Source organism: Mycobacterium heidelbergense, assembly GCF_050205645.1.
Classification (GTDB): domain Bacteria; phylum Actinomycetota; class Actinomycetes; order Mycobacteriales; family Mycobacteriaceae; genus Mycobacterium; species Mycobacterium heidelbergense_A.
In genome coordinates this window covers 233,920-247,086 of the sequence record NZ_JBNMQT010000009.1, presented here as the reverse complement: position 1 = coordinate 247,086, position 13,167 = coordinate 233,920, and the positions used below count along the sequence as shown (strand labels likewise).

Genomic DNA, 13,167 nt, shown 5'->3' with positions numbered 1-13,167 from the left:
CAACCACCCCCCGCCCGTGGTGGCACCGTGTCCCGGGCCCACCGGCGAACGCGCCGACTGGTGGTGGTACGAACCTTTCCAACCGCAACCACCACCCACAAACAACTAGGCCCTCACCCGGGCCGGTCGCTTGCCAGCACCACGTCGAAGCTCAAACGGGCTGGGACATCAAGAAATTCGTCCGGGAGCACAGACTCGTCTACCGTGTCGTCTACTTACGCGGTTCCGGCGTTTCGCGGCGCGCCAGCTCGGCCAGCATCGCGTTGTAGGCGGTCAGGTCGGTGTCGTCGTTGCGTTCGGCCGCGCGGTCCAGCCGCCGCGCGGTGCGCGCATCGCTGCGTGCCCACTGCACGAGCAGCGCGATCATGACGATCACCAGGGGCACTTCCCCTGCCGCCCAAGCGATTCCGCCGCCCAGTCGCTGATCACCCAGCAGATCGGTGTGCCAGGGCAGGCCTAGTGACCGGTAGTAGGCGGCGCCCAGCACGGTTCGGGTGCCCATCAACTCCACGCCGAAGAACGCGTGCAGCGGCAGCGAGGCGAACACGACGCCCACCTTGGCCAGCGGCGGGATCGGCCGCGGCGTCGGGTCCACCCCGATCACGACCCAATAGAACAGGTAGCCGCTGATGAGGAAGTGCAGGTTCATCGCCATATGGCCGGCGTGACTGCTGACCGTGGTGTCGAAAAGGTTCGAGAAGTACAGCCCGTAGAACCCCGCGACGAACAACGCGGTGGCGACGACCGGGTTGGTCAGCAGCCGCGAGAGCCGGCTGTGCAGCGCGGCCAGGATCCATTCCCGCATACCCGGCGGATCGCCGCGTCCGGCGGCCGGCAGCGCGCGTAACGCCAGGCTGACCGGCGCCCCGAGCACCAATAGGATCGGGACCAGCATCGACAGGCCCATGTGGGCGACCATGTGCATGCTGAACATGGCGGGCATGTAGCGCCCCACCCCGGACGACGTCACGAACAGCAACACCACGCAGCCGAGCAGCCAGGCAACGATCCGCCCCGGCGGCCAGCGATCGCCGCGGCGGCGCAGCCGCACCACGGCCGCCACGTACAAACCGGCGAGAACGATTGCGGCCGTGCCGAAGATCAGGTCGAAGCGCCAGTCGAACAGGACGCGCGCCAGGGTGGGCGGACCGTCGAGGTCGTAGCCGATCTCGGCTTCGGAAATCGACGGCAACCGCGACGGCGGTGGCGGCGGTGGGGTACGGCCCAGCCCAACGGCAACGCCGAAGGTCAGACCGAAAACAACCGCCTCGGTCAGGGCCAGCCGGATCAAGACACCGCGCGCGGGGCTCGGATCCGCTTGCAGCGCAGCAACTCCGGCGCGTCGCTGGCGCCAGCCCACGACACCCAGCACGCACAGCGCGACGAACTTCGCGACCACCAGCCGCCCGTAACCGGTGGTAAACAGCTCGGAAGGCGCCACCCGCACCGCCGCGTTGACCAAACCGCTGAGCGCCATCGCTACCCAACACCACAGTGCGATGGCCGAGAAGCGCCGCGCGGCCAGGCCGATGTGTTCACCGGCGCGAAGCGCGTGGGTCAGCAGCGCCAGCAGTCCGCCGGCCCACAGGGTGGCGGCGACGAGGTGGATCAGCAGGCTGTTGGTGGCCAGGTCGTGTGAGCCGCCCGCCGACGAGTGACCCGTCAGCCCGAGCGGGACCAGCGTCAACAACGACCCGGCGAGCAGCACCGGCGTCCAGGACCAGCGCAGCACCGCGACACCGGCCATCGTCACGGTCGCGGCCAAGAATGCGGTCCAGCGCCACGCGGACGCGGTGTAGATCAGGTCGGCCAGCTTCCAGATCGTCACCGGGTTGAGGTGGTCGACCAACGGGTGCCCGGACACATCGGAAATGGTCAGCGGGACCAGCAGGGCCGCACACACCGCCCACACGCCCGACGCGACGGTCCCCAGCCGCAGCGCGCGGTATCCCCCGGCGTCGAGCACGCCGCTGCCCTGCGGGGGCACCAGAAACGCCGCGAAAAGGAACGATCCGACGGCCAGCGCTGCCGCGATCTCACCGGCCGCCCGGACGAACGGCAGCCCCACCGTGGTCGCCGGGCCCGGATTGGGCAGACCCGTGAGCGTCAGCGCGTCCGCCAGCGACAGCGCCCCAATTCCGGCCGCCGTGCAGCCGGCCAGCACCGCGACGCCGGCGAGTAGCGGCCACACCAGCGCGGCGGGCTTGCCGGCGGGCCGGGAAACCGTCATGTACCCAGGGTATGGGCGGGCGCTACGACTACAGAGGTTGGCTATCCAGATGGCTCAGCCGGGCCTTGGTCTCACGGGCGACGAACTGGTCGCGCGCGATCCGCCCGACATGATTGGAATCGCGGATGATGTCTCGCAATTCCCGCCGGAACGCGATCCGTCGCTCGGCGAGGTCGGCGGCGGGTGCGATCAGATCCTGATCGGCGACCACCTGGTAAGCGGTGGCGAACAGCAACGTCGAGACCGATTCGCTACTACGCACCCGGGCCTGCGCCACGTACTGCCGGCCCACCCCCAGCGCCAGCTCCGTCAGTTCCTTCTGGGTGATGTCGGCCGGTGCGTCACGCAACACGTCGGCGACGATCTCATACGCCTCGAAGAACACCCGCAACATCGCGTCCGCCATCAACGGCCGCTTCGAAAACAGCATCGCGTCGATCTCGTCGCCCCCGGCGGCGACGTGGGCCTCCCAATCGTCGTGCCACGCCGTCTCTTCGGCGATGTTGTGCCGGAACGCCGCGGAATCGGCGAAGTAGAAGTCGAACTTCAGCAGATCGCGCAATCGCATCGCCTGAGCCCAAAACGCCTCCATGCGATCGCCTTTCGCGCGTCGAGCGTGCGCGAGGGCGAGTTCGACGATCGACGTCTCCAGGAAGGCGTGTATTAAAGAATTCCGATAGAACGCCGCGGCATGTTGCTCCTCGGGTGCGATGCGCCACACCGGTTCCCGGCCGCTGTCGACGCGGGTGATCGGGTGACCGTTGGACAGCGTGTCGACCGCAGCCCGCACCCCGTCGCGGGAGCGCAGCCGCAACAGGCTGGTCGACATCGGGGTCTGCTTGCGCTCGAGGTAGTCCAGCGAATCCTGCAGGGTGTGATGCAGCTGATCCAGTGTCAACGCCGCGCCGCGGGTGGTCAGCAGCAACGCACACACCAATCCCGTCGCCGTCACTGGCGTCGCTTGCAGAATCCGCCACGCGACTTCGAACGACATCTTCTGCAGTGCAAGCCGTTTGGCGTCGGGATCCTGGGCCAGCGGCCCGTGCGGCGGGCCGAGGTGCTCGCGCATCGACACCGCCTCGGGAAAGCGCACGTAGATCTTGCCGTAGTTGCGTTCGCCCTGGGCCCTGATGAAGTTGTACAGCCACAGGACGCCCTCGGGCGTCTTTTCGCCGCCACGGGCGTACGCGGCGTATTCGGCGGTCTCGTGTAGCTGATCGAAGCTGATCGACACCGGCTGCAGCAGGATGTCTTCGCTGCGGCCGTCGAGGTAGGCGTCGGCCACATAGGCCAGCAGACCGAGCTTGGGCGGCAACATCTTTCCGGTGCGCGACCTGGTCCCTTCGATGGACCAGCTCAGGTTGAACCGCTTCTCGACGATATAGCCGACGTACTCGCGCAGGACATATTTGTATAGCGGGTTGTCGCTGATGTTGCGGCGGATGAAGATCGTGCCGGCGCGGCGCAACAGCGGCCCCATCACACCGAACGACAGGTTGATGCCGGCGAACACGTGCACCGGCGGCAGCCGATTCTCCTGCATCGCCACCGGCACCACCGCGCCGTCGATGTAGGACCGGTGCGAGAAGAGCAGCACCGCGGGATGAGCTTCCAGCCCGGCGCGCATCGCCGCGATCTGATACTCGTCGTAGTCGATCTCCGGATCGAAGCCGCGGCTGAGCGCCCTGCCGAGGACGCCAACCAGGTCGACTGACACCCGGCTCCACCCGGTGGCCAGTTCGTCGAGCATCCCCGCGGCTTCCTCGACGCTGGCGCCCGGGATTTTCTCCAGTCCCGCGCGAAACCGGGTGGACGCCAGGATTTCCGGCTTCACCAGCCGCGGAGACTTGTACTGCGGCCCGAGGATTCGGTACTCGGCGCGTTCCATCGCCAAGATGGCGCGGCGGGTGACGAACTGCGCGAAGTCGCGCTTGTCCTCCCCGACGGTGGTGTCGCGCCACTGTTGGCGGAGTTCGGAGACCTTGGCGGGCTCGCCGGCGACCACCCGAGCGCGGTGGGGGGCATCGCGCAGGATGTGTCGTTGGTGACGTTGGTTGGGGTGGTAGGGATCTCGGCCCGGCAGCAGCCCGGCCACCTTGGCGATCCGGCCGCGGTCCGCGGGCGGCAGCCAGAACACGCGCACCGGAACGACCAACCGGTCGTCGGCGGATTCGGAGCCGGACTCGAGCTGCTCGGCGAGAGCGGTCAGCGCCGCCGGGGGCGCATCACGCGACGGCAACTTCAATACGTCAAAACTGGTCTCCGGGTGCCGGGCGCGCTGCTGGCCCAGCCAATCCATCACCAGCTCCGTTTCGATACCGGTGTGCATGGACGCCAATACCAGCGAGTCCTGCGCGGCCAATACCGCGCTGGTATCTGCGGCCGGTTGCGTCACGGCCGCCCTCTGGGACGTGAAGGCTGTTGTACCTCACCGTCTTTGAGAGCGACCTTCGACTCATGCGGATCCGTGTTGGCGTTACTCGCCGCCTTCTTCGCGGCGGTCTTTTTTACGGCGGTTTTCTTCGCGGTGGCCTTCTTCGCCGGGGCCTTGCGCGCGGCGGTTTTGGCGGCCGGCTTGGCTTTTTTCGCCGCCTTCTTCTCGGCGTACAGGTCGACCTCGGGCAGCTCGTCGACGGGCCAGTCAGCCAGGGTGTCCAGATAGAGCTGACGCACCTCGGCGATGCGCTCCGGCAACGTGTCCAATGTCCAACCGTCGACGGGGATCGGCGGGAACACCGCGATGTCGACCGTGCCCGGATTTATCGTCGTGGAGTTTCGGGCCGCGACGATCTCGGCGTTGCGAATCACGATGGGCACGATTGGAATTCCCACCGCCATCGCGATGCGGAACGGCCCCTTTTTGAACGGCCCGACCTCGGTGGTGTCCACCCGAGTGCCCTCGGGCGCGATCACGATCGAGAGCCCGTTCTTGGCCCGATCTTCGACCGCGTGCATGGTCTCCATCGCGGCGACCGGGTCGTCACGGTCGATGAACACCCCGTCCAGCAGCTTGCCGAGCGTGCCCATGATCGGGTCCTTTTCCAGTTCCTTCTTGCCCACGCCGACCCAATTGTCGCGCACCAGCGCCCCGGCGATGACGGGGTCAACCTGGTTGCGGTGGTTGAAGATAAAGACAGCGGGCCGTTGTGCGGTCAGGTTCTCTTTGCCGATGACGTTTAGGTGCACACCCGCGATCGCGAGCGACAACTGGGAAAAAGTAGAGGTGAAGAAGTTCACGCCGCGGCGCCGGCTGCCGGTCAGCAGACCAATGCCCACTGCGCCGGCCGCGACCGGAAACATCGAACCGAAGCCGGCGAGTGTTCGCACCTGCCGCCGCAGGCCGACGCGACCGCGGCTGTTGAATCTCAGGATCGGCCAGCCGCGGCGCTTGGCGACGGCGGCCATCTTGCCCTCGGGATTCGTCGGCCGCGGGTTGCCGACGAGGTACATCAGGGCGACGTCCTCGTCGCCGTCGGCGTAGAAGTAGCTGTCTTTGAGGTCGATGTCGTGCTCGGCCGCAAACCGTTGCACCGCAGCGGCTTTGCCCGGCCCCCACAGGATGGGCTTCACTATCCGGCCGGTGAGCAACCCGTCTTCGTTGGTCTCGAACTTGTTCGTCAGCATGTTGGTGATCCCGAGGAAGCGGGCCACCGGATTGACCTGGATGGTCAGCGCCGACGAGCTGAGCACCACGGTGTGGCCGCGGGCCACATGAGCCCGCACCAGCTCGCGCATCTCCGGATAGATCCGCGACTCGATCCGCTGGGCGAAGAGGCGCTCGCCGATCTCCTCGAGGTCGTCGATCAGCCGCCCGGTCAGCGCCGAGCCGGCCTTGCCGATGAGGTCTTCGAACTCGATGCGTCCGAGCGTGTGGCTCAGACCCGCCTGAACCATGCCGAGCAGCTCGCCGACGCCCATGTCGCGGCGCCGCAGCCGCTCCTGGGTGAGGATGACGGCGGTGAACCCGGCAACCAAGGTGCCGTCGAGGTCGAAGAACGCGCCGATCTTGGGGCCGGGCGGACTGGCGAGGATCTCGGCGACCGAGCCGGGCAGCCGCATCTCCGGTTCCGGCTTCGGTGTGCCGCGTGGGGTCTTCCGCTCATCGGCGGGGCTCATGAGCCGGACACCGATCGCGGCGCCGACGCGGCCGGCTCGTCGAACGACGCGGGGACCGCGCGCGGTGCCGGGTCGCCGCACAGCGCCAGGATCTCGTCGAAACCGTCGAGCAGGCACCGGGCGAACAACGCCTCGTTTCGCACCGAAGCCCGGTCGTAGCGCACGGTGATGGTGCACCAGCCGCCGCGGGAAATCAGCACCACCATCATCGCCACCCCCGGTAGCGGGCCGATCCCGTACTGGCGCAAGATCTTTGCGCCGGCGATGTAGGTGTCCCCCGGATAGACCGGGACATTGCTCGCCTGCACGTCGGAGCCGATGACCGAACCGGTGATTCCCTCGAGGACCGCCGTCGGCAACACGCTCAGCACCGGCGCGATCGAACCGATGATGTTCATCGCAGGCTCCTCGCGGCGCTGCGTCATCTGCGCACGGATCTTCTTCATCCGGGCGACCGGGTCGGCGGTGCCCAACGGTGCCGCCAGGTTGACGCCGGTGAAGCGGTTGCCGCCCGCGGTGTCGGCGTCGGCCCGCAGGTTGACAGGGACCGCCATCGGCAGCGTGCTGATCGGGACGCCGAGGGCCTCGTGGTAGCGCCGCAGCGCGCCGCACAGGCCGGCGAGGTACGCATCGTTGATCGATCCGCCGCCGCACTTTGCGGCCTTGTGCAGATCGGAGAGCGGGATGTCGATGGCTTCGGTGCGGGTGGCCAGGCTGCGCCGACGCAGCAGCGGCGAGGGCTCGGCGGCCCGGTTGATCACCCGCATGCCCGAGGTGGCGTAGCCGACGATTCCCGAGACTGTGGACACCGGGTCCAAGACCGCTCGCCCGGCCGCCGTTGCGGCCCCGGACAACGCACCCAAGACGCCGTTGACGATGGCGATGGGAAGGTGGTTGATGCCTTGCCGCATCAAGTCGTTGGGCGTTAGATCCTGCGGAATGGGTTGCGGGGCCGTCGGTCTGGCGGGCGGATCGCGCTCGAGGTCATAGATTTGCGAGAACATCTCGACACCGCCGACACCGTCGGTGACGGCGTGGCTCACGTGCAGCAGCGTCGCGGCCTTGCCGTCGGCCAGGCCCTCGACCAGGGTGGCGGTCCACAGCGGCCGCGATATGTCCATCGGCGACTGCAGGATCACCTCGGCCAGATCGAATACCTCACGCAGGGTGCCGGGTTCTGAGACGCGCACGCGGCGCACGTGGAAGTCGAGGTTGAAATCGGGATCGACGACCCAGCGCGGCGCCGCCGTCGGCAGCGTCGGCACCACAACTTTCTGCCGCAGGCGCAATACCCGTCGCGAGGCGTTTTCGAACCGCGCCCGAAACCGCTCCCAGTCCGGCGTCGCGTCGAGGAGCTCCAGCGCCATGATTCCCGAGCGGGTCCGGGGGTTCGCTTCCCCCCGGTGCATTAGATAGTCGACCGGCCCAAGTTCGTCGGACAGCCCAACGGCCTCGACGGACTCAGCCATGATCGTCTACTCGACGCGCCAACCTTCTCACCGCCGACCAAGCCTCCTGCCTCAGACTTGCCAATCCAGTAGCCAACACAACGCTAGTCGGCTTGACGCGCTGGTGAAAGGCGCGGCCCCGGCGCCTGGATCGCGTGCGGGTGGCCCGGCTCAGCTGGCCGAAGTCGCCGGCAGCGGCAATGAATCCACCAGCGAGTGGGCGCGTCGCCCGTAGACGACGCCCAGGAAGTCGGCGACGGCCTCGGCGGCCAGCCGTGATCTGACCGTCGGGGTGATGTCGAACGCGTGGTGGGCATTGGCGAGCTCGGCGTAGGCCACCGTGGGCGCCCCGGCCGCGCGCAGGGCCGCACAGAACGCGCGGGCCTGGCCGCAGGGAACCAGTTCGTCCTTCTCGCCGTGCAGCAGGAAGAACGGAGGCGCCTGGGCATGCGCATACGAAATCGGCGATGCCGCCCTGAACCGTTCGGGGGCATCGGCGTAGCGAGCGCGCATCACGATCTGCTCGAGGAACGGCATCATCAGCTCGTGCATGTTCTCGGTGCTGGTGAAGTCATAGACGCCGTAATACGGTGCGACCGCCTGCAACGTGGTGTCCGCATTTTCGAAGCCGGGCTGAAACTCCGGGTCGTTGGGGGTGAGCGCAGCCAACGACGCCAGGTGCGCGCCCGCGGACCCGCCGGTGATCGCGATGAAATCGGGGTCGCCACCGTAGTCGGCGATATTTTCTCGAACCCACGCGATGGCCCGCTTCACGTCGAAGATGTGCGCCGGAAATGTGGACCGCGGGCTCCTGCTGTAGTCGATGGAGACGCAGATCCAGCCGAGTTCCACCATCCGGCTCATCAGCGTGTACGCCTGGCCACGTTTGCCGTTGACGGCCCACGCCCCGCCGGGAACCTGGATCAGCACCGGCGCACGGCGGCCCGGCAGCAGATCATGACGCCGCCAGATGTCCAGGAGGTGGCGCCCGCCGGGGCCGTAGGAGATGTCGGAAGTGTGCCGCGCGTACTTGCGGTGCGGCCCCGGCATCCGTATCAGCCCGTCGCGCGGCGCGCACTCGGACTCCTCGCAGGTCGGATGGCACACCAGCTCGCGGAAGTCCGCTCCGAAGGACTCCTCGAGCGCGGCGGTGAGGGCTTGATCCGCGCGCTGCGCGGCCCAGCTGGTGCCGACGCGGCCGATGGATGGGCGCGATACCCGGGACAGGGCGTGCCCGGTCACGACGTGCGGGGGAAACTCCGCGGACAGCCAGCCGGCAAACCAGCCAACCGCGAAGGGCGAGCCGCGGAGCAGCAGCGCGCCGGCCCGATAGGTATCTCTGGCATCGGCCGCCAAGCGCAGTGCCTGGGCACCCGCCCACGAGCACCGCGAGGTCAAGTCCATGGCCACGCCCATTGCACCGCCACCCCTCGACGTTATGCACACGCCTCGTTGCGGTTAACGGCTGTTTACCAGCCGGTGTTGTGCGTGTGTCGAGGCTCACACCATAACCGATAAGCCCGGCGCGGGAAGACTTTCCGCGCGCGTGGCGGCCAGCTAATCGGATCGGCGGCCCGATTAGATAGACTGACCTGCACATTGCCTCCGTAGCTCAGGTGGATAGAGCAAGGGCCTTCTAATCCCTAGGTCGCACGTTCGAGTCGTGCCGGGGGCACCGGCAAACGCCTCGCCGCGGTTCCAGACAATTTGGCGGCCCGAGTCGCCGGTGTGGTCAACGCGATACGAAGGCGGTGAGCGCCCCGTTGCGCGTGACGCGGGCGGGCCGCCAGCTAACTCAACCGAGGGGCGCGGGGAAATCCGGCGCCGCGTGTTAGCCCCGGGGACAAGCGCCCGAGCGGCTTCCATTAGTTTGTATGCCTATGCGTTTTGGGTTGATGGGCCCCGCCGCGACGAACCCGACGCTGGCCCCACCCGAACCGGAAGGTCGTCGGCTGCGATGGGACGTCGACCACCCCCACTACAAGTGGGTCGCGCTGTCGAACACCACCCTCGGCATGCTGCTGGCGATGATCAACGCGTCGATCGTGCTGATCTCGTTGCCGTCCATCTTCCGCGGCATCGGCTTGGAGCCGCTGGCCCCGTCGAACATCGGCTATCTGCTGTGGATGCTGATGGGCTATCTGGTGGTCACCGCGGTCCTGGTGGTGTTGGTCGGTCGACTGGGCGACATGTTCGGCCGGGTGCGCATCTACAACGTGGGTTTCGCGGTGTTCACCTTCGCGGCGATCGCGCTGTCGTTCGACCCTTTCCACCAGGGCGCCGGCGCGATGTGGCTGATCAGCTGGCGCGTGATCCAGGGCATCGGCGGCGCGATCCTGATGGCGCTGTCGGCGGCGATTCTCACCGACGCTTTCCCGAGCAACCAGCGCGGCATGGCACTCGGATTCAACATGGTGGCCGCGGTGGCCGGCTCGTTCCTCGGCCTGCTGATCGGGGGCGTGCTGGCGGAGTGGGACTGGCGGGCGATCTTCTGGGTCGGCGTGCCGATCGGCGTGCTGGGCACCGTCTGGGGCATGCGCTCGCTGCACGAGATCGGCGTGCGCACGCCGGGCCCGCTGGACTGGCCCGGCACCGTGACGTTCGGCGTCGGCTTGACCGTCGTGCTGGTTGGCATCACATACGGCATTCAGCCGTACGGTGGCCGAGCGACGGGCTGGACGAACCCGTTGGTTCTGGGCTCGATCGCCTTCGGGCTGTTGTTGCTGGTCGCGTTCTGCGTCATCGAGTTGCGTTCGCCGCAGCCGATGGTCGACATTCGGCTGTTTCGCTCGGCGGGATTCGGGATGGGCAACCTGGCCAACCTCATGTCGTCGAGTGGCCGCGGCGGCTTGCAGTTCATGCTCATCATCTGGTTGCAGGGAATCTGGTTGCCGCTTCGTGGATACAGCTTCGAGTCGACGCCCCTGTGGGCGGGCATCTACATGCTGCCGGCGACGGTCGGGTTCCTGATCGCGGCGCCGCTGGCGGGGTGGCTCGCGGACCGGTTCGGCGCGCGGCCGTTCGCGGTCGCCGGGATGCTGCTGATGGCGGCCACGTTCATCGGCCTGGTGATGATTCCGGTGGATTTCGACTACCCGGTTTTCGCGCTGCTGATTTTCCTCAATGCGCTGGGCGGGGGCATCTTCACCGCACCCAACACCGCCACGATCATGTCGAGCGTCCCCGCCGATCAACGCGGAGCCGCGTCCGGTGTCCGGGCGACGTTCTTCAACGCCGGTTCGGCGCTGTCGATCGGCGTCTTCTTCTCGCTGATGGTCGTGGGCCTGGCGAGCACGCTGCCGCAGGCACTGGACGGCGGGCTACAAGCCCAGGGTGTGTCAGCGGCGGTGGCGCGGGATGTCGCCGGGATGCCCCCGGTGGGCAGCCTGTTCGCGGCGTTTCTGGGCTACAACCCGATCGCCGAATTGCTCGCCGGATCGCATGCACTACAACAACCTGGCGTCAACGCGGGCGTCCTGACCGGCAAGTCGTTCTTCCCGGAGCTGATCTCGGGGCCGTTCCACGCCGGCCTGGTGGTGGTGTTCGTCGCCGCGGCACTCATGACGTTGACCGGCGCGTTGGCGTCGCTGGTCAGCCCCGGCCGCTACGCGGACGAGGTGGAGGAAATCTAGGCGCGGGCCCCCCGAGTCCGCGACGTAGTCTTTGGCGATGGCCCAGTCCGACCTAGTCCTTTACCGCGTCGACGATCACGTCGCACTCATCACCGTCAACGACCCCGACCGCCGCAACGCCTTCACCGCCGAGATGTCGGCGCTGCTGCGCGCTGCCGTGGAGCGGGCCGAAGCCGACGCCGACGTGCACGCCGTGGTCGTCACCGGGGCGGGCAAGGCGTTCTGCGCGGGTGCCGACCTGAGCGCGCTGGGCGCCGCGGGCGGCGGGGCGGCAGAGTCGGGGTTGACGCGGATTTACGACGGCTTCATGGCCGTCGGCAATTGCACGCTACCCACCATCGCCGCGGTCAACGGCCCCGCCGTCGGCGCCGGGCTCAACTTGGCCATGGCCGCCGACATCCGCATCGCCGGGCCGGCGGCGTTGTTCGACGCGCGTTTCCAGAAGCTCGGACTGCACCCCGGCGGCGGCGCGACCTGGATGCTGCAGCGAGCGGTCGGCCCGCAGGTGGCGCGCGCGGCGCTGCTGTTCGGCATGCGCTTCGACGCCGAATCCGCCGTGCGCCAGGGGCTGGCTCTTGGCGTGGCCGACGACCCCGTCGCCGCCGCGCTGGAGCTGGCGTCCGGGCCCGCCGGCGCACCGCGCGACGTGGTCCTGGCAACCAAGGCCACGATGCGCGCCACCGCCAGCCCCGGAGCGCTGGACAACGAGCATCACGAACTCGCGATGCGCACCGAATTGGGCCCTCAGGTTTACTCCATCCAGTCACCGGAGTTCGCCGCGCGGTTGGCGGCGGCACGCGGTAAGTAGCGTTCGGCCCCGCTGTGGTTGGTAACGCCTGTTTTTGGGATCGGTAGCTAGCCGGCACATGTGGACTTTCCGCGACGACGCCGAACGATGTGGCTCACACGAAGGAAGGACACCATGATCAGTGTCAAGCGGCTCATCGCCGGAACGCTGCTGTCCACCGCTGGATTCGGATTGGCCGCAGGGGTCGCACACGCCCAGCCGGGCGTTGCGCCGCAGGTCTACTGGTGCCCGAACCAGCCCTGGAACCCGGCATGGGGCGAGAACAAATACTGGAATCAGTGCTGGGACACGGATAATCCGCCACCGAACCCGCCGCCACCGCCATTCCACCAGCCGAACTTCAATTGCGGCCTGTTCTGGTGCCCGGTGCCGCCCCACCCCTGACGCCAAGCAAGAGCGCCGTGGACGCCGGTGGCTCCATTCGGGGACTTTCGGACCCAGGAGTCCCGGCAAACTTGGCCCTCCGCACCGTAATCGGGGCTCGCCTGGCAGTTGCCCTGGTATCGGCGCGTCGGATCATTTTGCGGGAGTCCGTCGATGCAAGCCTGGTAAGCGGCGGGATCGGTGATGCCGACACAGGGATCGTCGGCGTGGGCTTGTGCCGGTGGAATGCAGACGGCTGCCAACGCTATCGCCACCGCCGCCGACGCGCCGATGAATGCCTTTGTCATCAGTTCTTGCCCTCCCGATCTCGGCAAGTTTAGGTGAATAGTTCGGGATGCTCGCGGAATAATCGCACCTCAGCGGCGGCGATCACCGCCTCCGCCGCCGCCACCACCGCGGCCGCGGCGTCGGCCTCTAGCGCTCGAGCCCGGTCGCGCCGCATTTCTCCGGGTCCCACGACGAGGCATACGAGGAACAGGCCCAACATGATCCAGCAAATGACGTTGAAGTCTAATGCGAGTTCGTTTCCCATGGAGTTGTCCTTGGCAG

General features: G+C 67.6%; 10 protein-coding genes and 1 tRNA gene. 5 read left to right on the top strand and 6 right to left on the bottom strand.

Going from position 1 to position 13,167, the window contains the following annotated elements; genetic code table 11:
- Positions 1–109, top strand: a 109-nt coding sequence (locus tag ACQI5H_RS13215) for a hypothetical protein (RefSeq protein ID WP_427079819.1), incomplete at its 5' end; no start/stop codon positions are given.
- Positions 110–211: 102 nt separating this feature from the next.
- Here ACQI5H_RS13215 and ACQI5H_RS13210 read toward each other — a convergent pair.
- The 5 genes from ACQI5H_RS13210 to ACQI5H_RS13190 form a co-directional block, all read right to left on the bottom strand.
- A complete protein-coding gene (locus tag ACQI5H_RS13210) occupies positions 212–2,230 on the bottom strand; it encodes a cytochrome c oxidase assembly protein (RefSeq protein ID WP_427079798.1) in 2,019 nt (672 codons plus the stop codon).
- Positions 2,231–2,258: 28 nt separating this feature from the next.
- On the bottom strand, positions 2,259–4,625 hold the full coding sequence (locus ACQI5H_RS13205; RefSeq protein ID WP_427079797.1) for a glycerol-3-phosphate 1-O-acyltransferase: 2,367 nt from the start codon (positions 4,623–4,625) through the stop codon (positions 2,259–2,261).
- Entirely contained in the window at positions 4,622–6,346 is a 1,725-nt protein-coding gene (locus ACQI5H_RS13200) for an HAD-IB family hydrolase (RefSeq protein ID WP_427079796.1), read from the bottom strand. Before ACQI5H_RS13200 ends, ACQI5H_RS13205 begins: the two co-directional genes overlap by 4 nt.
- Positions 6,343–7,815: a WS/DGAT/MGAT family O-acyltransferase gene (locus ACQI5H_RS13195; protein ID WP_427079795.1), complete on the bottom strand. Its 1,473-nt coding sequence runs from the start codon at positions 7,813–7,815 to the stop codon at positions 6,343–6,345. Before ACQI5H_RS13195 ends, ACQI5H_RS13200 begins: the two co-directional genes overlap by 4 nt.
- A gap of 150 nt (positions 7,816–7,965) precedes the next feature.
- Complete coding sequence (locus ACQI5H_RS13190; protein ID WP_427079794.1) at positions 7,966–9,210, bottom strand: alpha/beta hydrolase fold domain-containing protein; 1,245 nt, start codon at positions 9,208–9,210, stop codon at positions 7,966–7,968.
- A 185-nt stretch (positions 9,211–9,395) separates the two neighbouring features.
- Here ACQI5H_RS13190 and ACQI5H_RS13185 point away from each other — a divergent pair.
- The 4 genes from ACQI5H_RS13185 (at position 9,396) to ACQI5H_RS13170 (ending at position 12,618) form a co-directional block, all read left to right on the top strand.
- Positions 9,396–9,469, top strand: a tRNA-Arg gene (locus ACQI5H_RS13185).
- A gap of 205 nt (positions 9,470–9,674) precedes the next feature.
- Entirely contained in the window at positions 9,675–11,426 is a 1,752-nt protein-coding gene (locus ACQI5H_RS13180; protein ID WP_427079793.1) for an MFS transporter, read from the top strand.
- 37 nt (positions 11,427–11,463) lie between these two features.
- Positions 11,464–12,234 carry an enoyl-CoA hydratase gene (locus tag ACQI5H_RS13175; RefSeq protein ID WP_427079792.1) on the top strand — a complete coding sequence of 257 codons (771 nt, stop codon included), beginning with the start codon at positions 11,464–11,466 and terminating at the stop codon, positions 12,232–12,234.
- A 114-nt stretch (positions 12,235–12,348) separates the two neighbouring features.
- The gene (locus tag ACQI5H_RS13170) at positions 12,349–12,618 is read left to right on the top strand and encodes a hypothetical protein (RefSeq protein ID WP_427079791.1); all 270 of its coding nucleotides are present in this window, start codon (positions 12,349–12,351) and stop codon (positions 12,616–12,618) included.
- A gap of 316 nt (positions 12,619–12,934) precedes the next feature.
- Here the strand turns inward: ACQI5H_RS13170 and ACQI5H_RS13165 are convergent, their stop codons facing one another.
- A complete protein-coding gene (locus ACQI5H_RS13165; protein WP_427079790.1) occupies positions 12,935–13,150 on the bottom strand; it encodes a hypothetical protein in 216 nt (71 codons plus the stop codon).
- Positions 13,151–13,167 lie beyond the last annotated feature (17 nt).